This window comes from Nodosilinea sp. E11, from assembly GCF_032813545.1.
Classification (GTDB): Bacteria; Cyanobacteriota; Cyanobacteriia; order Phormidesmidales; family Phormidesmidaceae; genus Nodosilinea.
Genome location: NZ_CP136520.1, coordinates 556,612 through 577,742, shown reverse-complemented (window position 1 = coordinate 577,742; position 21,131 = coordinate 556,612). Strand labels below are relative to the sequence as shown.

Annotated in this window: 18 protein-coding genes; 4 read left to right on the top strand and 14 right to left on the bottom strand. The window is 55.4% G+C overall.

Annotation, left to right across the window (positions count from 1 at the left end; translation table 11 throughout):
* Window positions 1-19 precede the first annotated feature (19 nt).
* Together RRF56_RS05075 and RRF56_RS05070 are read right to left on the bottom strand one after the other, a co-directional pair.
* Window positions 20-442, bottom strand: coding sequence for an acyl-CoA thioesterase (locus RRF56_RS05075; protein ID WP_410510537.1), 423 nt, complete (start codon window positions 440-442; stop codon window positions 20-22).
* Window positions 443-497: 55 nt separating this feature from the next.
* On the bottom strand, window positions 498-1,658 hold the full coding sequence (locus RRF56_RS05070; RefSeq protein ID WP_317036544.1) for a hypothetical protein: 1,161 nt from the start codon (window positions 1,656-1,658) through the stop codon (window positions 498-500).
* A gap of 338 nt (window positions 1,659-1,996) precedes the next feature.
* Here RRF56_RS05070 and RRF56_RS05065 point away from each other — a divergent pair, with 338 nt between their 5' ends.
* The 3 genes from RRF56_RS05065 (at window position 1,997) to gorA (ending at window position 4,774) form a co-directional block, all read left to right on the top strand.
* On the top strand, window positions 1,997-3,073 hold the full coding sequence (locus RRF56_RS05065; protein WP_317036543.1) for a sucrase ferredoxin: 1,077 nt from the start codon (window positions 1,997-1,999) through the stop codon (window positions 3,071-3,073).
* Between the two features lie 144 nt (window positions 3,074-3,217).
* The gene (locus tag RRF56_RS05060; protein WP_317036542.1) at window positions 3,218-3,430 is read left to right on the top strand and encodes a DUF2945 domain-containing protein; all 213 of its coding nucleotides are present in this window, start codon (window positions 3,218-3,220) and stop codon (window positions 3,428-3,430) included.
* Window positions 3,431-3,433: 3 nt separating this feature from the next.
* Complete coding sequence (gorA, locus tag RRF56_RS05055) at window positions 3,434-4,774, top strand: glutathione-disulfide reductase (RefSeq protein ID WP_317036541.1); 1,341 nt, start codon at window positions 3,434-3,436, stop codon at window positions 4,772-4,774.
* Window positions 4,775-5,013: 239 nt separating this feature from the next.
* Here gorA and RRF56_RS05050 read toward each other — a convergent pair whose 3' ends face one another.
* The 8 genes from RRF56_RS05050 to RRF56_RS05015 all read right to left on the bottom strand — a co-directional run bounded on the left by RRF56_RS05050 (window position 5,014) and on the right by RRF56_RS05015 (window position 13,445).
* A complete protein-coding gene (locus tag RRF56_RS05050) occupies window positions 5,014-6,357 on the bottom strand; it encodes a hypothetical protein (RefSeq protein WP_317036540.1) in 1,344 nt (447 codons plus the stop codon).
* Between the two features lie 222 nt (window positions 6,358-6,579).
* Window positions 6,580-6,849, bottom strand: a complete 270-nt coding sequence (locus tag RRF56_RS05045; RefSeq protein ID WP_317036539.1) for a GlsB/YeaQ/YmgE family stress response membrane protein — start codon at window positions 6,847-6,849, stop codon at window positions 6,580-6,582.
* A 257-nt stretch (window positions 6,850-7,106) separates the two neighbouring features.
* Entirely contained in the window at window positions 7,107-8,159 is a 1,053-nt protein-coding gene (locus RRF56_RS05040; protein ID WP_317036538.1) for a YeiH family protein, read from the bottom strand.
* Window positions 8,160-8,185: 26 nt separating this feature from the next.
* Window positions 8,186-8,935, bottom strand: coding sequence for a sulfite exporter TauE/SafE family protein (locus RRF56_RS05035; protein WP_317036537.1), 750 nt, complete (start codon window positions 8,933-8,935; stop codon window positions 8,186-8,188).
* Between the two features lie 201 nt (window positions 8,936-9,136).
* Complete coding sequence (locus RRF56_RS05030; RefSeq protein ID WP_317036536.1) at window positions 9,137-10,231, bottom strand: Mrp/NBP35 family ATP-binding protein; 1,095 nt, start codon at window positions 10,229-10,231, stop codon at window positions 9,137-9,139.
* Window positions 10,224-11,201 carry a HEAT repeat domain-containing protein gene (locus RRF56_RS05025; protein WP_317036535.1) on the bottom strand — a complete coding sequence of 326 codons (978 nt, stop codon included), beginning with the start codon at window positions 11,199-11,201 and terminating at the stop codon, window positions 10,224-10,226. The genes RRF56_RS05030 and RRF56_RS05025 overlap by 8 nt, the downstream gene beginning before the upstream one ends.
* Before the next feature lie 107 nt (window positions 11,202-11,308).
* Entirely contained in the window at window positions 11,309-11,536 is a 228-nt protein-coding gene (locus RRF56_RS05020) for a ferredoxin family protein (RefSeq protein WP_317036534.1), read from the bottom strand.
* Between the two features lie 205 nt (window positions 11,537-11,741).
* Window positions 11,742-13,445 carry a fumarate reductase/succinate dehydrogenase flavoprotein subunit gene (locus tag RRF56_RS05015; RefSeq protein ID WP_317036533.1) on the bottom strand — a complete coding sequence of 568 codons (1,704 nt, stop codon included), beginning with the start codon at window positions 13,443-13,445 and terminating at the stop codon, window positions 11,742-11,744.
* 363 nt (window positions 13,446-13,808) lie between these two features.
* Between RRF56_RS05015 and RRF56_RS05010 the strand changes: the two genes are divergently transcribed.
* Window positions 13,809-15,863 carry a LysR family transcriptional regulator gene (locus RRF56_RS05010; RefSeq protein ID WP_317036532.1) on the top strand — a complete coding sequence of 685 codons (2,055 nt, stop codon included), beginning with the start codon at window positions 13,809-13,811 and terminating at the stop codon, window positions 15,861-15,863.
* A 108-nt stretch (window positions 15,864-15,971) separates the two neighbouring features.
* Here the strand turns inward: RRF56_RS05010 and RRF56_RS05005 are convergent, their stop codons facing one another.
* From RRF56_RS05005 to RRF56_RS04990, 4 genes are all read right to left on the bottom strand, one after another.
* Window positions 15,972-16,787, bottom strand: a complete 816-nt coding sequence (locus RRF56_RS05005; protein WP_317036531.1) for an ABC transporter ATP-binding protein — start codon at window positions 16,785-16,787, stop codon at window positions 15,972-15,974.
* A 173-nt stretch (window positions 16,788-16,960) separates the two neighbouring features.
* On the bottom strand, window positions 16,961-17,767 hold the full coding sequence (locus tag RRF56_RS05000; protein WP_410510570.1) for an ABC transporter permease: 807 nt from the start codon (window positions 17,765-17,767) through the stop codon (window positions 16,961-16,963).
* A 302-nt stretch (window positions 17,768-18,069) separates the two neighbouring features.
* Window positions 18,070-19,518, bottom strand: coding sequence for an ABC transporter substrate-binding protein (locus RRF56_RS04995; RefSeq protein WP_317036529.1), 1,449 nt, complete (start codon window positions 19,516-19,518; stop codon window positions 18,070-18,072).
* 518 nt (window positions 19,519-20,036) lie between these two features.
* Window positions 20,037-20,852: a DUF1206 domain-containing protein gene (locus tag RRF56_RS04990; protein WP_317036528.1), complete on the bottom strand. Its 816-nt coding sequence runs from the start codon at window positions 20,850-20,852 to the stop codon at window positions 20,037-20,039.
* Window positions 20,853-21,131: the final 279 nt, after the last annotated feature.

Below are 21,131 nucleotides of genomic sequence, written 5' to 3'. Positions count from 1 at the left end.
CGGCGAGATACTGCGGCGCTTAGCCGTTTTCTGGGTCGGCTACTACGTCAAAGCAGCCTGAAACCGAAGCGGGAATGGTGCGGGGGCGATGGGTAATGGCATCGACAAACACCCACTCGGTAGCGCCGGTCGACAGCACGGTGTCGTCGCTGAGGCGCAAAAACTTGTAGTGACGAGTGCTGCGGGCTTTGCGTAGGGTAGAGACCCAGGTGGCCAGGCGAATGCGATCGCCCGCAAAGGCCGGGCGCAGATAGGTGATTTGATGCGATCGCGCCACCCAGGTGGCCCCCAGCGCCTGGGTTTCGGCAGTGCAGCCGACGCTGGTAGCGTGGGCAATGGCGACATCCTGCATCCACTGCACGTAGGCGACGTTGTTGACGTGGCCGTTGCCATCGACCACCTCACTTGGCACAACAAACTCGTAGTGGTAGACCTGTTGCATACAGTGGCTCAACTGGGTAGGAGGGCTAATTTGTAACGTCTGGATGACGCCCTACCTAACCTACCCTGAGTTGGGGATAGGGAGCGGCGCTGGCGCTAACCCGTAAGGGTCGATACTGACGTTGCATGGCCAATCGCCAGTCAGCGCCAGCCGCCACGGCTTGCTTAACCCTGGTAGCGGTGCAGTCTTGCTGATCGTACATCTGGCGGAGTTGGGCCAGGGCAGCCTGCTCTGAAGCCTCCAGCACCGGGGCGATCGCGGCTAAGACCTGCTCGGCTCCGGCAGCGATAGTAGGGTGGGCAAATCCGTGGAGCGCCGCCTGTTGATGGAGGGTGCGATCGGGTATCCAGGCGCGTCCCGGTAAGGTTTGATCTAGAATCAGCCCCTTCAGCAGGGTAAGCAGGGTGCCATAGAGGGCAAAATCACCGCAGCTATCAAAGGCTTTAAATTCAATTCGACCGATCTCTGTGGCCGTGCGGGCTGGCTTGATCAGCGAGGGCCGGGTCGGGGGCGGTAGCTGGTTGGCCGGTGTTGCTGGGTCGACAAACACCAATACCGCAGGGCGCGCCCCCGTGCGCTCGTAGGTGCGCCGCGACAACCCAGCCCACAACTGGCCCTCCGCTACCGGAGCGCTGAAGCTGAAGGGAACGATGAAAGGGCTGTAGTATGTCAGCTTTTGACCCAGCTCAATCAGCGCTGGGATCGACAGATGCCACCCCGAGAGATTGAGGTCAGGTCCGTAGGTCACCATAGCGAGTACTTCGGTCTGTTCTTCGGGTGAGCGATTGAGCAGAGTTTGTTCGTAAGCATTGAGCGGCGGCTGGGGCAAATAGACGCTGTGCTGAGGATTAAAACTGGTCAAAATGGGCTTCAACCCCTGGGGTTGGGCTGCCCGGCACAGATGATCAAAATTTGCCTCTAATTCGGCCACGGCTCCGGCGATACTCCCTTGCAGAGTCGTGCGAATCTCAATGCCTTTGGGAATACAGTCTAAAAACTCGCCTTGGGGCGAAAATCGCTCAAACCCCTCAACATACCAGCGCTTGCTGCGAATTCCGAGGTCGCCGCTGCGGAGGCTGAGATGGTCGTTGGGATAGTGGGGCAGCGTTTGGATAATGGCGTCCCAATCGGCAAAGGTTGTGTTGGAAAAATCGGCAAAGGACTCGTCGGCCTTGAGAAAGGCTACTTCATGCTCAATTCCAAACTGAAAGGTCATGGGCGAGACTCCAAGAAGATGCACGGTGATGGATAGACCAGGAATACAGACCTTCCTGCGGGCTACGGTACTGTATCAATAAAGATCAATTCCTATCAAGGATAAAGGCCTTGCGTCTATCTATAGCATCTATAGTCAGCTTGAAGTCAGCTCATTGGTCGCTGGAAAACTGCTTTAGTTAGCCCTAAAGGTTGGTTAAGCGCAGTTTTTACCGGTTAAGAGGATTCATTTGACCTTCCAAATCTTTCCTATAGCGGGTGACAGGAGCTGGAAATTGGTTATATTATTGAGAATAGATATCATTAAATTCTGTTGAATATATACGGTGTGCCATTGCCATGGTCAGCTCCTGCGCTGTTTTTGCCCAGCAACAGGGTGAGTCGTTGATTGGAACCGCGCCGCTCACCCGCCGGTTTGTGCTGATTGAGTGCCCTCACCCCTGGGCTGAGGTGATGGACCAGTCTTGCGGTCTGCCCGCCGATCTGGCGGCTCAAATGAAGCGGTGGGCTAAGCAGTGGCCCGGTACCCGGTTTCTCTTATTCACCGGTCAACCTGTGCCGCCCTCTGCCCAGGTCCGGTGCCAGCAACCGCGTCGTCTTCTGTTTTTTGAAGCCCCTGAGCGCAATTTGCAGACTTATCAAGCCATGCAGATGGAAGGGGTGAGCCCCGATCGGCTGACGGCGGCTATAGCAGACTATTTCACCGCCCGGTCCCAGGGTACATGGCCCCAAATGGCTCGTCCCCTGCTGGGGCGGCACCTGTTTATCTGTACTCACGGGCGGCGCGATCGCTGCTGTGGTCGCTACGGCTACCCGCTCTACCGCCAGACCTCAGCCCTCGTCAACGAATTTCACCAGCTTCAGCGGTTGCCAAACCACGGTATTCACCTTTGGCAAGTCAGCCACATCGGTGGCCACCGGTTTGCCCCCACCCTGATCGATTTTCCTGAGGGGCGCTACTACGGTGCCCTCACCCTAGGCGATTGCCGATCGCTCCTGCTGCGCCAGGGCTCTCTGGCACTGCTGTCTCGCATCTATCGCGGCTGGGCGCTGCTGCCAGAGCCAGTCCAGATCCTAGAGCGGTTGCTGTGGCAGCAGCAGGGGTGGTCCTGGCTAGAGCAGCCGGTGGATTATACCCTCGCGGTTGCAGGCGCGACGGTCGATTCGTTGTCTAACGCCTCAGACCTTTCCCCATGGCAGGTCAGTTTTACCTGGGGAGAGACCTGCCATTGGCAGGCCCTGATTCAACTTGACCCCGATTTGAGCTGCACTGTCTTTGGCTCTTGTGGCGATGAAACGCCACTGACGACTCACAAATACCAGGTCACTCACCTGCAAAAACAGGTGCACCGATCAGCCGCCCTGCCGGTGTCGCTGGTTAAGAGCTTTGCCAATCTCAAGACCCATGCAAAATAACAGCTTGTTGGAAAACAGCCTATCTCCCCGCTTATGACCGTTGAAATGGGGGGTTATGCCCAATGGCAGATCGGTAAGGCTAGGTCTTGCCTCTAAGCTAAAAAAGGGGCACTGGACGTTTATGTTGTTGATAAAGAGGCTCCTATGGCTCAAATTCTTCGGCCGGGGGATCGGGTTTGTTGGTATACCGCTAATGGCCAAGCTACCGGCATCGTGCAACGCGAACTCACCACAGATACCTATGTGGGTGGTCAGACTGTTGTGGCATCGGCACAGTCTCCCTGCTATTTAATCAAAACCGACCCCCTTGGCACAGAAATCACCCAGCCCCCAGAGAGTTTAGAGAAAGTAGATTGATCCATGTTTGATTATGATCTGTTGGTGATTGGAGCCGGGTCGGCGGGTTTGGCGGCGGCTCAAGCGGCGGCCAGGTATGGGACGCGGGTGGCGATCGCAGACCCGAACTACTTGGGGGGCACCTGTGTCAATCGGGGCTGCATCCCTAAAAAATTTATGGTGTTTGCCGCCGACTTTGCCCGGCAGCAGTGTCTGGCAAAAAGCTATGGTTGGGTTAACCCCAGTGGCCAGTTTGACTGGCTTGCCCTGAGAACTGCCATCGATCAACAACTGGCTGAGCTACGACAGTCTTATCAGTCAAAGCTGGCTAAGGCGGGGGTTACGGTGCTCCACAGCTCAGCTCAGTTTGTTGACCCCCACCAGCTAACGGTGGGCGATCGCACGGTTACGGCTGACAACGTAATTATTGCTACGGGCGCAGAACCGGTTAAACCCGACCTGCCGGGCATTGACTGCGGCCTCACGTCCCGCGACATGTTTCGCCTAGAGACTCTACCCGAGCAGCTAACCATTGTAGGCGGCGGCTACATTGGGGCCGAGTTTAGCGATGTGTTTGCCACCCTGGGCTGCCAAGTGACGCTAATTGACAAAAACGAATTGATTCTGCCCGGCTTTGATCACGATATTCGTCAAACCCTGCACCAGAGTCTGATCGATCAAGGCATTCGGCTCATGCCCGAAACAGCCCTCGAATCGATTAAACCCGACCAAAGTGGCCTGCATGTCAGCCTCTCCGGCAAGTGTGAAGACACCCTGCTGGCCGACACCCTGCTGCTGGCACTGGGGCGATCGCCCAATATGACAGGCTTAAACCTAGAGGCTGCTGGGGTCAAGGTTGAGGACGGTGCGATCGCAGTGGATGACTACAGCCGCACCTCTCAGCCGTCGATCTTTGCGATCGGCGACTGTACCGATCGCCTGCCCCTGACCCCCGTCGCCAGGGCCGAAGGCGCTGCCGCCGCCAAAACCCTATTCACTGATCAGCCCCAGGCCGTCTCCTACCGCTGGGTACCCTCAGCCGTTTTTTGCTCTCCCCAGGCCGCTACCGTTGGCTATAGCGAAGCCGAAGCTAGAGCCCATACTGACCTAGACATTGAAGTCCACTGTTCTCGGTTTACGCCGCTGCGCTACCAGTTGTCGCCCCAAGATCACAAGGCGATGATTAAACTGGTGGTCAATGCCCGCTCTCAAGAGATTTTGGGCCTGCACATCGTGGGTGACAACGCCTCAGAAATAATTCAGGGCTTTATTCCAGCGCTGCGGCGGGGGCTGACTACAGCAGAACTGGCAGACACCATTGGCCTACACCCGACTTCAGCAGAAGAGGTGTTTGGTCTAGTGTAAAGAGTCTATTGCAACCCCATTGATTAATCTCAAATAGTCTTTTTCAACTATAGCCATAGCCAACATCATTTTTGGTTACCCCCGAGCTAGCAGGGCGCATGCCATGCGCTCCTACGGTTTGGCCTTTTGGGAATTGGGGGTATGTAATTTGGATTTGGTATAAGCTCTAGCTTCCTGAACTATGGCCGGTGGGTCGCGACCTACCGGCTAAGCCTGTCAAAGGCCAGAAAGAGTACCCACTAGAGGGCGAAGCCTGTCTTTTGCTTCTTTTTACCCTTTGACTTTTTCTTTGAAGAACTCTGGTTCACTTCTTGCAGTGCTTCCTGAAACAAATTATGCAAGTGCATGGGCACATTGGCAATTTCTGGCAGGGTTGGCTGCAACGGTTTACCGGCTTGGGCTAAAGCGTCGTCTAGGTCAGTTACAGTTAGCGCTGGGCGATCGAGGCATCGCCCTAACGAGGCCAACAAAGGATCAGCATTTTCTTCCGCAAAGCGGTGCCAAACATAGACATTTACCGTATCTTCTTTGAGATATTTTTGGATGATCTTATCCTGCTTCGCCAGCGACGCTTCATCGGTCGCTTCAAACAGTTCGACTAGGCGGGTGTAGTCTTTTAAGAGCGTTTGGCCCCAGCGGGGGTGAACAAACACCGTCACGGCTTCTGCCCGCCGCAGTTCGTCGGGCAAGTTGACCGGCGGCATGACCATTTTTAAGGATTTGTCATGCTTGAGCAGCTTGCCTACGGTTCGTCCGTCTTCTCCCAACGATTCTACCGACTCAGTCATCTCTTCTTCAGAGATACCGGCCTGATCTGCCAACTCTTTGAGAGATTTAGAACTGTCGATTCCGGCCTCTGCCAAGCGACGCTCGGTGGTAATGTCTTGGTATTCTTTCAGTTTTTTGTTTAGTTCGTATCCTGACAGAGTAATTTCGTCTCCCCCGAAAAACTCAACAAAATCATGGTGGTAGCGCTCTACCGATTGCCAGGCTTCTTCTAACAGCTCTGGGGCATCGCCATACAGATAGTTGGGGAACCAATTTTTGAAGTTGCCAATGGCCACTGCTAGCTTTGGTTTTCCCAGTTTGCCGAGCATCATCAAAGGTCCTGAAAACGTCCAGGCGTCGCTGTCGATAGGCAGCAGACGCGTGACAATGATCTCGCCTGGGCTAAGCCGCGCCAGATCGCTGGCTGACTGGGAACTATTCGGCTCGGCCCAGTAGCACTTCTCGGTTAGCCAGTTCATTAGCTCGTAGCGATCGCCGGCTACCTGGAGCACCTTAAATAGACCATTAAAGGTCTCTTGCCAGCGTTTAACTAAAGATTGATCGGAGGAGGATAAATTAGGTTGGTTTTTTATAAAAATATCTAGTACTGATTCGTTGTAGACCTGACCTTCGGTCAAAAACATATCGATCGCCAACTCAGATCGGCTAATGCCTTGTAAATTGGTTTCGGACCAGTGCTTCAGTTGGTCAGCGCTGTAGCTTTCTAACGCTGTGGCTAAATCGCCCTCAGCATCTAGCACAAAAGTATATAAATTTTGTTTTAAACCCTCAGCTTGGTTTAGTCGATCATTCACACGAAACCTCATGAATACAATAATAAGAAACTATCTGCAAGTAGACAAAAAGCAATTTAGGGCAACTATCTTTCAAGCTGCCCTAAATTGGCGTAGGGAGAACCAATGCCCTAAATGGTATACCGAAGTTTTATCCTACAGTATGCGGACAGATGGCCGCAACAAAGACTGGACTTCAGTTGGTCTATGCTTATCTACTTAGCAGTCAGCGAATGCTGTTAATTAGACAGTGCGCTTGGTCGCTGCATAGTAGATAAATAGGGCAACGATTGCACCCAAAACGGCGATTACAATACCGCCAATGCTCAAACCGGTTGCCGTGAGGGCTAACGTTCCTGTGGTAAACAAGCTGTAAAGGCTGCCTCCCACAAATGCACCAATTACACCTAGGATGAGAGTACCTAGGATACCACCGCTTTGGCGGCCGGGGTAAATAGCTTTAGCAATTGCGCCAGCTACTAGACCTAATACAATCCAAGCTAGAATATTCATACTTTATCATCTCCACATTTTCAGCAGGCGAGCGATTGCCCTGTTGCTTTGTGATATTAAATTAGCGAAAAAGGCCATTCTCGCGAGACCCTCTAAGGTTATAGTTGCTTCTCGTCTAAAGGCATACCTAGAGGCAACTTAGTTAGAGGTTTAGGCGGGCAAGCGCCCGTAATAGTGCAGAGGCAGCCTCTCAACCTGCCAACCTGTAAGGGTTTGCCGGTTTTTCAGTTACTCAGACTTAAGGCTGGCACTAGCGACTAAATCTGACTCAAATAGATCATGGCCAGGCTAATTCCCGCCAAAAACAACCACGAAAGCCCAGCTAAGTAAACTGGCCTGAGGCCAAGCTGAGTCAGATTAGACAGCTTTGTTTCTAGCCCCATGGCCACCATCGCCATACAGAGCAACACTTGGTTGCCGCTGAGGACGACGGCCTTGATGGGGGCCGCCACTAGCCCCAAACTGTTGACCCCGACCAACAGGCAAAAGAACAGCACAAACCAGGGAATGGGCAGCGGGCGGGCAGGCTGACTGCCATGGTCAGGGCGCTGGGCCTGCCAGCCGAGGCTGAGAATAATCGGTACGATCAGCAGCACGCGAGAGAGCTTGGTGATGGTGGCGACCTCACCGCTGAGGTCGCCGTTTTGAAAAGCGGTAGCGATCACCTGCGCTACCTCATGTACTGAGGCTCCACACCAAAGGCCAAAGGCCGAGGGGCTAAGCTGCAATAGGCTGCCCACCAGCGGATAGGTGAGCATAGCCAGGGTGCCAAAGCCGGTAATGGTGGCGATCGCATAGGTCATATCTTCTTCAGAACCCTCGATCACCGGGTTGGTTGCTACCACTGCTGACGCGCCGCAAATTGAGGTACCTGCGGCAATCAGCTGAGCTAGGCGGGGGTTAACGCCCAGCCGCTTACCCAGCCAGCAGGTCAGATAAAAGGTGCTGACGGTGCCAAGGGTGACTAGGCCCAACCCCCAGGGACCGACGGCCATCACCTCCGCCAGGCTCAGCCGCAGGCCCAGCAAAATCACCGCCAGCCGCAGCACCCGCTTCATCGCAAACTTGATGCCGGTGCGATAGGCGGCAGGCACCACGCCCCACTGTCGCCAGCCCATGCCCAGCAGCACGGCAATCAGCAGCGGGTTGAGGGTATGCAGGCTGCTCAGTCGATCTAACCCTAGGGCGATCGCCGCAATCAGGGTCGTCAGCAATAGCCCAGGCAAAACCGAAATCCCCTGGGTTTTCCAGCCACTAGAAACAGGGCCAAGGGCAGACACCCCTGGGTCAGACTTAGACGATAGTTTCATGATTAAAAACCGGTTGTAAGTTGTTCTCAGGCCACCAGCGCCAGTACTGCCACCGTCAGCAATAGCCCCATGACAAAGCGGCGAAAGAGCGCTTCATTAACCCGTTTGAAGCACAGCTGCCCCAGCATTTGCCCTAGAAAAAATGCCGGCAACAAGCGGATAAATAGGCCCCCGACCGCTACCGAGATCAGGCCGCTGGCCCAGTAAGATCCCAGAGCAATCAGCTGGATGAGGGCAAAAAATACGATAAAGTTAGCCCGGTTAGCGGCAGCCAGGTTGCTGCTAGACATCTGGTAGAGCACGATGGGAGGGCCGCCGATGCCCGCCAACCCCGTCAAAAAACCACTCAGGGCACCAACCCCCGAGGTCAAGGCCAGGTGGGGATGGGTGTAGCGGCTTTTGCCGCTCAACAACAGCAGCACAAAGCCCAAAATCAGCCCGCCGATGATGCGGCGCAGCAGGGTTGGCTCTAGCAGCGCCAGAAAGTGCGCTCCCACCGGCACCATCACTATGGCGCTGAGCACCAACGGCAAGACCTGCCGCCACTTGGTCGTTTGCACAGCGCCGGGGACTAACCCAGCCCCAGCCGTCATTTCGATCAGGAGCACGGTGGCCACTACCAGCTGCGGGTGGAACAGCAAACTCAGGGCTGGAGCGAGAATTAGCCCTGAGCCAAAGCCTGAGAAGCCTCGGGTAAAACCGGCGATCGCCACCACCCCCAGACTCATCAGCCAGATCTCGATGCCCATGGGCTTGTCTCCTGCCAGTGCAAACATTAGAAAAGGATCCCCCGATTGACCAGGTTAAGTCAGGAGTGAGGTATCGGTGGGGATCCGGAAGAGGGAAGGGGGAAGGGGGAAGGGGGTGGATGGGTGGATGGGTAGGTGGGTCGTAGGGGCAAACGGTGTTTGCCCAAACCAATGGTGGGGCGATTGGCATTTAAGGGTGGTGGGCAGTGCCACTCTACGGTGGATCGATCAACACACCGCTGCCAACGCCGCCGTCGCCACGCCAAAGGTGGCATTCAACCCCAGGGCAATTTGCTCAAAAATCTGGCTCAGGGGGGCATCGGGCAGCTTCATGGGCAGGGGCACACCGGCATCGCCCTGTTCGCAGATGCGGGGGTCGATGGGCACCTGGCCCCACAGGGGCACCGAGAGTTCGGTGGCGATCTGAGCACCGCCGCCGCTGCCGAAGATCGGTGTCGGTTCACCGCAGTGGCCGCAGAGCAGATAGCTCATATTTTCCACCAGACCCAGCACCGGCACACCTACCTGGCGAAACATGTGGACACTGCGGCGCACATCGGAGACGGCCACCTGCTGCGGGGTCGTCACCATCACCACACCACAGATCGGGCTTTCTTGGACGATGGTGATTTGGGCATCGCCGGTGCCGGGGGGCAGATCGATCAGCAGGTAATCTAGCTCGCCCCAGGCCACCTCGTGAAGAAACTGGGTGAGAATTTTATGCATGACCGGGCCGCGCCAGGCCAGGGGATGGTCGCCCTTGGCCAGCAGCCCCACCGACATTAGCTTGATGCCGTGGGCCTCTAGGGGCACAAACCGCTGGCCATCTGGGGTGTCGATCACGCGCACTTCAGAATGGCCTAGACCCAGCATTTGGGGCACGTTGGGGCCGTAGATGTCGGCATCGAGCAGCCCCACCTTGGCCCCAGTTTTGGCCAGGGCCGCTGCCAGGTTTACAGCGGTGGTCGATTTGCCGACGCCGCCCTTACCGCTCGACACCGCCAGGGTGGTGCGCACCCCAGGAATGGTGCAGAGCTGAGCGTAGGCTTTTTTGCACCAGGGCAGCTGGCTTAGGCTGTTTTGTACTTGCTCTTGTAGGCCCAGCTGGTGACGGCCCACGTAGAGCCGCAGGTAGACGTAGTCGTCTACCACTTGCAGGTTGCGTACCATGCCCAGGCTTACGAGGTCGTTGCCCAGGGTAGGTTCGCGTAGGGTTTTGAGCTGGGCGATGACTTCGGCCTTGCGGGCGATCGCCTCGGCACTGGGAGCCACTTCAGCGGGGGCCTCAGCAGCGCGATGAAACGGGGAAGTGTGGCTAGACATGGGAGGTTTCTGGCTGAGACTTCTGGATCGCATCAATGGCCCGTTGGGAGAAAATCCGCACGTCCATATCGGGGTCGTTGAGGGTCTGTTGCAGGGCGGGTAGGGCGTTGGTGTCGGCCAGTTTGCCCAATGCGGTGGCGGCATCGCGCCGCACGTCAGAATACTCGTCGGCTAGAGACTTGATCAGCACCGGGAGAGCCTGTACGTCCGGGGTTTTCTGCAATGCCCGAGCGGTGAACTTACGCACCTGCCATTCGGGGTCATCCATCGCGGTGACTAGAGCCGGAACCGCCGCCGGGTCCGCCAAAATATCGAGGGACTGGGCCGCATTGCGCCGCACTTGCCAGTCGGGGTCACTGGTCAGCAGTTCGCACAGCAGCGGCACCACCTCGGCATCGCTCAAATGGCCCAGGGTGAGTGTCGTTGCCCGCCGCACCGCTTCTACTGGATCTTTCGCCAGGGCCAGGGCCGGTTCGCAACGCACCACCTGGTTCAAGTAGCGCAGAGTGATCACCGCCGCCTCCCGCAGCTCGGGGTTCTCCGATTTAAAGAACGGCATGATGTAGGGCAGCGCCTGGGCATCGTGGATTTTGCGCAACAGCACCAGCACGTTGAGCTGGGCGTGGACATTGCCCACCTGCAACACATCCAGCAGCTTCATCAGGTCGTTGGTGGAGACCAGTTCTTTCAGCGCCGATAGCGCCTCATTTCGGACATTCTCGTGGGGTGAGCTAAGGCACTCGATCAATGGGTTGATGGCGACCGGGTTGGCAAATTCCCACAGGGTGGTGATGGCGATCTCTTGCACCGTGGGGTTTTCGTCGTAGAGCGCCCCGATTAAAGGCTCGATCGCATCTTCGTCGCCCAGGTGTTGCAGGGTTTTGACGGCGACCAGGCGCTCGTCAAGATCGGGCGATCGCAGCAGTTCAACCCACTGGGCAACTTCGGGGTCCATATCGGTGGCGTACATGGCTAAGGGTTCCAAAATGACGGCAGGGATTGGGGATTGGGGGATTGGGGGGGGATGGGGGGATGGGTGGATGAGTGTTTGCTTGACCCGCCTACCCACCAACCCACCTACCTCAATAGGAAAGGAATCTGCACCGTAATCGCCCCAGTTGGGCATTCCTTCTCGCAGGGCAGGCAGAACCAGCACTCGTCGTACTTCATGTAGGCTTTGCCGGTGTCGGGGTTCTTTACCAATACATCCAGGGGGCAAACCTCGATGCAGGCGTTGCACTTTTCGAGGCATTTCGATTCATCGACAATCACGGGTACGTCAACACGTTGGGATGTTAAGGCCATAGTTTTGGTTATGTAGAACGTGGATAGGAGCTATGAAAAATCACCGTCCCCTCCTCGGAGGGGTGCCCGGAGGGCGGGGTGGGTTCCAGAGACTGGGCTAACCCACCCCTGCCCCTCCCAGTGCTTGGTGTTGGGTTTCACTTCGTTGCACCCAACCTACGGAGTTACTGGGTGCAGCCCAGGGGGATGGTGGGCAGTGCCCACCCTACCGGACGGCGACATCGTAGACTTCTTCGACTAAATCGACATCGACGATGTAGGGCTCAACGGCGCGCTTAAACAGCTCCATGTGGCCGGTTTCGCCTTTCTTTAGGTTGACGTGGCAGAACCACTCCTCGTTGTTCTTTTCGGGGTAGTCGAGGCGGTAGTGGTACAGTCCCCAGCGGGTTTCTTTGCGGAAGAGGGAGGCGCGGGCGGCCATCTCGGCGCAGTCGCGGATGAAATGCACTTCCATACAGCGCATCAGCTCGTGGGGGTCGCGGGCTCCCATCAGGCCGAGGGTGTCTTCGTAGGCGACAAACTTTTGCAGGCCGATGTCCATGTTGTGGGGCGACTTGGGCGGTTGCAGGTAGTCGTTGACCAGGCGGCGCAGTTTGTACTCGATCTGGGTGTGGGGCACGCCGTCGGGCTGTTGCAGGGGGGCATAAATGCGGGCCTGCTCGGCGGCGAGAAACTCGGCGTCGGGTTCCATATGCTCCAGGTCGCGCACGTAGTCCATGGCGTTTTCGCCCGCGATCCGGCCATAGACAAAGGCCCCGATCATGTAGTTGTGGGGCACGCTGGCCATGTCGCCTGCCGCATACAGGCCGGGGACGGTGGTTTCGGCCCGCTCGTTCACCCAGACGCCCGAGGCGCTGTGGCCGCTACACAGGCCAATCTCAGAAATGTTCATCTCGACGCCGTGGGTGCGGTAGCTTTCGCCCCGGCCCTCGTGGAAGCGGCCTCGGCTGGGCCGTTCGTTATCCCACAGAATGGTTTCGATTTCGTTGATGGTGTCGTCGTCGAGGTGGTACATCTTCAGGTGTACCGGGCCTTTGCCGGAGTGCAGCTCTTTGTAGACCTCTAGCATCATCTGGCCGCTCCAGTAGTCGCAGTTGATGAAGCGGTGGCCCTCGGCGTTGGCGGTGTAGGCTCCAAAGGGGCTAGCCACGTAGGCGCAGGCGGGGCCGTTGTAGTCTTTGATCAGCGGGTTGATCTGGAAGCACTCGATGTTGGTGAGTTCGGCCCCGGCGTGGTAGGCCATGGAGTAGCCGTCGCCCGCGTTGGTGGGGTTTTCGTAGGTGCCGTAGAGGTAGCCGGAGGCGGGCAGCCCCAGGCGACCGCAGGCCCCGGTGCACAGCACCACCGCCTTGGCTTGAATCACCACCATGTTGCCGTTGCGCACATCAAGGCCCACCGCCCCGGTGACGCGACCGTTTTGCACCATGACGCGGGTGGCCATGACGCGGTTGGTGACGTTGACCTTGTGGCGCTTGACCTGGCGGGCGAGAATTTTTTTCAGGTCTTTGCCCTCGGGCATGGGCAGCACGTATTTGCCCACCCGGTGCACCTGCTTGAGGTCGTAGTTGCCCTCGTGGTCTTTTTGAAATTTGACGCCCCAGCTCTCTAGCTCTTGAATCACCTCAAAGCCCAGCCGCCCGGTTTCGTAGACGGCTTTTTGGTTGACGATGCCGTCGTTAGCGATAGTGATTTCGCGCACGTACTGCTCGGGGGTGGAGTTGCCGGGGATGACGGCGGTGTTGACTCCGTCCATACCCATGGCGATCGCGCCGCTGCGGCGAATGTTGGCTTTTTCTAAAATCAGCACGTCGCTGTCGGGGCTGGCCTGCTTGGCCTTAATACCTGCCATGGTGCCAGCGGTGCCACCGCCGACGACTAGAAAATCAGTTTTAAGATACTGAATGTTCACGTAACCACGTCCTCGGTTTAAACGGCAGTGAAATCAAATTGTTAGGGATTAGCTAATGCTTAAAAACGGATAGCTACCCCTTGGCTTCTGGGCCTTTGCACCCCAGCTTAAGGGAGACTCCCAAGGTCAATCAATGCCGTTTGTAGCAACAGCTACGGTTTACTCATCACAGCCTTCTATATACTCATAAAAAAACTAAATGAGATTGAATCGTCTGATATATTTAGATGCTTTATAGGATTTTTGTGGCCTGATCTACGGTTTATAATTCCTGTCTTTTAAGGCAAAAAGTAATATAATTAGATAAGAGCGATCGCAGTATTGAAGCTGTTCCTGAAAACCACTTGGGTTAAATAAATTGATATGGAGATTTACCAGCTCAAAGTATTTCTAGAGGTCGCTCGATGTCTGAGCTTCACCGAGGCAGCTGATACATTAAACTTGACCCAGCCAGCGGTGAGCGCCAAAATTAAGTGTCTAGAATCTGCGCTCGAAACCCCTTTATTCAAACGCCTAGGGCGACGGATAGAGCTAACCCAGGCAGGAGCATACCTACTAGAAGAAGGCCCTAATTTGGTCGATCTAGAAAGCCGACTGGTGGCTGAGATTGAAGAAATTAAGCAGGGTAAGTTTAGTACTTTAAAAATTGGCTGCATGCCTGATGCTTTAAGTAGCTGGCTGCCATCAGTGCTGTACGAATATCGTCGGATATACCCCGATGTGCAAACTAAATGCTTGCAGTTTGATGCGATCGAATCCCTGTTTCGTGCTATCAAGGCTGGGGAGATCGATCTGGGTATTTCAGATCTAAGTTTTGCGGCTTTCGATGAGATTTTAGGATTGGCTATTGGCTCCGTCAACTATTCACTAATAGTGTCTAGCAGCCATCAGCTTGCTCAACGACCCTGGCTAAGCCTAAAAGAACTCACCGATCAGTCCTGGGTATTGCCTCCTGAGGGCCTTCCGGGTCGGATTATGCTGCAAAAGCGCATGCAAGAACTGGGGTTAAATCTGACCGATTTTGCCCATGTCGAAATCGTGGATGCGTCGAGCTTAATGCGCACTTACTTGCTCCAGGGCCACTACCTGGGGTTTGCCTCAGACTTTGAATTTCAAGTGGAGTGTGAGGCTGGGCTAATGCGTCGCATTCCCCTAGAAGAATTTGCCCTGGGTACGCCCCTGTTTTTGCTGATGGCTAAGCGCCTTGGGCGAGCCTTAGGGTTGACCGGGCAGCCAGCCAGCCGAGGTGGCCTTGGGCTAGAGCCGATTCGTCAGTTTATGACCCTGGTACAGAGCCAGCCCGGCGTCACCGAGGGAAAACTTTCCCAGCGATTATCTACCCCAAACCCGTTGGCGCAGCCACCGGCTACAACGCCAGCGACGGGCCAAAAAGCACCCCGGTTCCAGGCTCCCAACTTTTTGGTGCGCTCTGGGTCTGCCAGCGGCACCGAGACGATCACTCTCACCATCGGCACCCAAAACCGCACTATCCAAACCGTAACCGCCGGGCTAATTATTCAGCGGCTGGGGCTGCTAGAGCATTTTCTGCCCCGCGAGGGCCGCTACAGCGGGGTGCAGTATCGGCTTCACTGGTCTGACTACAGCTCTGGGGCACCGATTGTGGCTGGGCTAGAAGCGCAGCAGATTGACATTGGCGTGCTGGGCGATTACCCGCTGTTGCTCAGTGCGGCACCCGGTGACAGCACCGCCCCGGCGGCGGGCACCCGCTTAATTAGCTTTGTGGCCAGCAACTTAGATGGCACCGGCAACGACATTATTGTGCCGCAGCACTCGACCCTCGACTGCATCGATGATTTAGCGGGGCGGGTGATTGCGGTACCTTTTGGCTCGGCGGCCCACGGTATGGTGATGCGATCGCTCCACCACCGCCAGATTCTCAATGCCGTCACCCTCACTTCTATCGACAGCGCCAGCCCCCAGCGCTCCAGCCGCCATGCCGTCCCTGTCGATGGCTACGCTTACTTCGCCCCGTTCCATGAAATCGCCAAACACAAGGGCCAGTTTCGTCGCCTGCTGCACGAAAGTTTAGACGGTCTGCCCACGTTTCACGGTGTGGTGATTCGCGCTGCCCTGGCCGAACAGTATCCCGAAATTGCCGTGGCCTACCTGCGATCGCTGCTGGCCGCTCAATACTGGTACGCCACCCAGCCCATGGCTACCACTCTGGTCAGCCGCTGGGTGAATATGGATGCCGCCATTGTCACCAAAACCCTGCGCTCTAGCGCCAGCGATCAGGCCGATGTGGTCTACCTGCCGGAAACCCAACTGCGTACCGACTGGCTCCAGGCCCACATCCAGCAGCTGGGGCAGATTGCCGGGCAAGAACACTTGGGGCAGATCAACCTCGATCGCTGGATGCAGCCGGAGTTTTTGGAGCGCGCGATCGCGTCGCTTTGATTTTAATCCTGCATAAGAACAAAAATCGTAGGGTGCATCCGCGCAGCGATGCACCATCCCAGGGTCGATAGCTTCACCCCCATTGGGCAGGGCAAACGCCGTTTGCCCCTACAGGCAGCCTTCCATGCTTTTCAGGGTTTCTTCGCGGATGCACTCAAATACCTGACGGTGCAGATTGACAAACTCTGCCGAGAGCGTGTCGTCAAAGTGGCGAGGGCGACGCAGCCCAATCGGCAGCTCGGCTTTGATGTGCCCTGGCTGCACGCCCATAATGCAGATGCGATCGCCCAAAAAGATCGCCTCCTCAATGTCGTGGGTGACAAAAATTACCGTGGTTTTCAGGTCTTCCCAGATATCCAGCAGCAGCTCCTGCATCATGTGGCGGGTTTGAGCATCGAGGGCCGCAAAGGGCTCATCCATCAGCAGCACCGAGGGCGAGTTGACCAGCGCCCGCACAATGCTGGCCCGCTGCTGCATACCCCCTGACATCTGGTGAGGATAGCTGTTGCGGTGCTTGTAGAGCCCCACCCGATTGAGGTAGTCGTGGACCAGTTCAGTGCGATCGCCCTTCGCCATCCCCCGAATTTTTAGTCCTAGCTCAATATTTTGAAACGCCGTCTTCCAGGGCAATAGCGAATATTGCTGAAACACAAAACCGCGATCGGCTCCAGGTCGAGTAATCGGAGCCTGATCTACCATCACATAGCCCGCTGTGGGTTTAATAAACCCGGCAATTACATTTAGCAGCGTCGATTTGCCGCACCCCGAAGGCCCCAGTAAACAGATAAACTCCCCTGGCTTAATGCCCATCTGAATTTGATTCAGCACATGAATCTCTTGGCCACGGCTGCGAAAAGTGACCGATAGCCCCTCCACCTGAACGGCCCCTTTGGTGGTCTGTCGTTGCTCTAACTGCGTCATCATTACGTCTTAGTCGTCCTTTTGAGTAGCATCAAAAAAGTCTTTGCCAATCGCAATTTGAGGGTTATGGCTGCATAACGTGGTGGGCAATCTCCTCTTCAGCAGCGGAGGAAAGATGGTGGGCATTGCCCACCCTACAGGCTGTCAAACCTAACCCCTAAAACCCTGAGTCTTCTTTAGACGGTGCCCTGCTTCTTCACCACCCGCCAGGGCATCAGCGCCCCCATGCCTTGGCTCACGGCCCAGGAGCTAAACGCCCCCAGCATCCCCATCAGCAGCATCCCCATTACAATCGGCGGATAGTTAGAGGTGACGTAGGACTCCCAGGTGATATAGCCAATGCCGTAGCGACCCGCTAAAATTTCCGCCGTTACCAGACAAAACCAGGCATTGCCCATGCCGATGGTCAGCCCGCTGGCAATGCTGGGCAGCGACCCCGGCACCACAATATCTTTAAACATGTGCCAGGGTTTAGCGCCTAAACACTGCCCCACTCGCATCAGCACTGTATCGCTGAGGGTGCTCTCAACCCCATTGATCGTGCTAATCAAAATGGGAAAAAAGGCCCCTACAAACGTCAGAAATACCATGCCACTCTCGGCATTGGGAAACATCAAAATCGCTAGCGGAATCCAAGCCACCGCCGGAATCGGGCGCAACAATTCTAGGGGCGGCAGCAGCAAATCTTCGATCGCCGCAAACCAACCAATCAACACCCCCAGCAGCACACCTGAGGTCGAAGCCAAGGCAAAGCCAACTAACACCCGCATGATGCTAGAGCGAAAATGTACCCAGGGGCTAGAAGTAAAGAAGGCTAACGTGGCTTTCAAAACTTCTAACGGTGATGGCACAAACTGAAAGTCAACAAAAAACTTGAAATTGATCACACAAAGCAACTGCCAAATGCCAAAAAATAGCACCAGAGACAGCAGCCGCCGGGCCGAACGGTTAGACAAAAAGATGGCGTTTAAACCCTCACCCATTTGCCCTAGCCAGCGTGGATACCCTACCCGTGAAACCGAAACCGCCATGGTTTGCCTCTCAATCACATCAATGCGTATTAGCTGAAAGCCACAGTAGGGCAAGCCGATCTCACGATTCTGTTCCCTATGACCTGCACTGCGTGCCCCTAGGTGCAGCGGTCTGTCAGCGCGTGCTATGACTCGCCCTGCTGTAGTTATTTCAGAAGCCACCCTAGGGGGGGCACTGCCCACCATCAGGAAGAAAGTTTTCCAGAAGTCGCCTAAGGCCGTTATCCTGCCGTGGCGAAGGTGGGCCAAAGCCCCTAGCGCTGAGCCCCAACCAGCATTGGCTGGCGCGCTGCATAGAGATCCTGTAGGCCTCTAAAGGCCGTCATTTGCCCCCCGGTCGAGGCGGCATAGGCTTGAGCATCCGCCTCGACGAGAAAGGCGGCGACCTCATCGCCATTGCTGACAAAGTAGGAATTTTCAGCAAACAGTTTCCAGCCGTTGTTGTAGTCGTGGACAAACATCACGTTAGCCGCCTGCCCCTCGGCCTGAAGTTCAACTAGGGCTTTGACCATATTGGCAATAGAGGCAAAGCTTCTGACCGTCTCTTCTCCTTGAGCCCAAAACTGAGCAGCCCGTTTAGGGTCAGTAATAGCTTCTCCGGTGAGGGCATCTTCACCGGTAATTTGGTAGGCCTCGGCGGTGGCGATCACCTCATCGTAAGCTAAACCCATTTCCTCCATCGCCTGGAGCAAGTAGCTCTCATCAATCCAGTTAGTCACCTCTTCAGGGTCAACGGGGTTTTCAAGGCGGCCTAGGCTGGTTAGAGTGGCAATGCTGTTTTTCAACGCGCTAATTTGCACATCTCCAATGGTGGGGTCGAGGGGCTGTAGGCCAGAGGGGCCTAAAAACATATACACCACTTCTTTATCGACCCCAGACCACCCTTCGATTTGAGTAGAAATTCCCTCGGGATCTTCCCTAAACATTTGATTAGCTTCTAGCACCGCCTTCAAATAGGCCACAACAATTTCTGGATGTTCTTCCGCGAAATCAGAGCGTACCGTAATGCCGTGGAGTGTCGGCACACCGGTTTGAGCACCATCAAAAATTTTCTTAGCAAAGCCGCGAAAAGGGAACAGTTCACCAAAGGGGACAAAATCGGCATGGGCATCAATTTGCCCGGTGCGCAAGCTCGCTCCCCCCACCTCGGGAGCCTGGCTAATCAGCTCTACATCGGTTTCTGGATCGAGGCCAGCGGCGGTGAGAGCATTGAGCACCATGCCGTGGGCGGCAGAGCCAAAAGGCACCGAGATGGTGCCACCTTTTAGGTCGGCTAGGGAGGTAGCTGTGCTATCTTTGGGCACAACAACGGCATTGCCCGCACCCGTTGGGCTATAGGCTAGAGTGCCAATAAAAACTGAGTTGGCATCCTTGGCTTCTTGCTGAAATTTGATCAGATTGATCACGGCTGGAAAATCACCCATCAGGCCAATATCGAGCTGATTGGCCAGCATTTTATTGGTGATGGGCGGGCCAGAGGTATAGCTCGACCACTGAATGTCATACTTCACCCCTTCATACTTGCCATCGGTAGGCAAATGCTTTTCCAACAGTTCTAACTCGCGCACTGTTGCTCCACCAACGGCTGTATTGATTACCTGATCTTGGGTGCCGATCGCAATGCGAATCACCTTGCCAGAATTACTTCCCGAAGCTGTAGACTCACCGTTGGAACTCACCTCTCCTGACGAACAAGCCCCCATGAAAATGACAGAGGTTATTAATAGGCCTGACGCAAACTTTTTCCGAGACCAACCTAGTAAGTAGCGCATATTTTTCCTGCATCAACTCATCTGAAGCCCATTTATTCCACCAAGCTCAGCTAGAGACTGTAAACCGAGATACATCTTGTTTTTACCAATGATTTCACCCATAAAATTATTTTCTGAGTTGATATAAATTGCTTATAAAAATCAAAGAATAAACCACTCCGAATGAATTATTCAAAGCATTAAATAAGACTTGGTAGTGCAATTATGACCAAACTATCGCCTATTCTGGGCTTGTGGGGTTATCTGGTTCAAGGCAGCGCCTGATTCAGAGGCGGGGCTAGCCCATCCTAGGGGAGTGGTGTAATTTTAGCCGTGGTCTAGGCCCTAGTAACCATCGCGATCGCACGGGGCTACCCAGACTGTTCTCACCTACCCAATAAGGCTGAAGCCGGGGGAACCATCGTTCCCCCGGCTTCAGTGGGCCAGCTCTTGAACTAGAACTAGAGAATTTAGGGCGATATGCGCCGGTAGCGAGCCTGGAATCCCATATGGATGCCGTAGGCGACTAAGCCTAGGGCGACTAACCCCATCAACCACCCCCCATAGGGCTGCTGCTGGATGGTTTGCAGCGCTCCTTCAGTATTTTTGGCCTGGCTAGGGTCAGCAGCCAGGGCAGCCTGAATAAAGAAGTACCCAATAATCACCGACACCACACCTTTAGCGGTCAGCCCAAAGCGGCCAATCCGAGTCGACCACATTTCTTCTTTGGCGCTCATTTCAAACAACTTGAGGTGACGCCGAAAATCAGTAGAATAGGCCCTGTAAAAATAGAAAAAACCGTAGGCCACGAAGGACGCTCCCATGGCCCCCACCAGCCACTGACCAAAGGGTTGCGATAGCAGAGTAGCCGCTTGCTGCCCACTAGAGTCGCTGCCGTTAGTCGGCTGATTGAACACGACTCGGAGGGCAAATAGGGCTAGGCTGCCATAGACAAAACCGCCGGTAGCGTAGGCTATGCGACGGCTAATGGTGCTAAATCCGCTATCGTCATGCTCTGGGTCGAAAGCCGCCTGTACCAGTTGCCAAATCACATAACTGGCTAACCCCGCCACAATTAATAAGAGCAAAATTTTGCCAAACGGTTGGGTGGCAATAGTGAGAAAAGCGCCCTCGGTGCTGGTGGCTCTACCGCCCCAATTAATAGCGGCTTGGAAGGCTAAAATACCCACTAGCATGTAGACAATCCCTTTTGCTGCATAGCCAAAGCGAGCCAACCGCTCGATCCACTTTTTGGGCTGCTGTCGAGACAATCCGGAGGAGTTCATAGGTTTGTTTAGGGGTTTTTTGAGAGGTTGGCGCATTCAGGTACGGGAGAGTTTGCCCCCAGTTGGTGAAGGGCAAACAACCGTTTGCCCCTGCGGGATACCGGTTTTGATCCGGGGGGTTTGGACCTCGGATTTGGTATGACACCCGAACTTAACCCCTGAATGCCACAGCAAAGAGGCTAGGTCTGCCGCAGGCTCCTAGCCAGGCCAAAGCTATAGCTTATTTTTTACCGGAAGGTCAGCAGAAAAGCATCTTTCTGCTGACATATTGCAAACGTC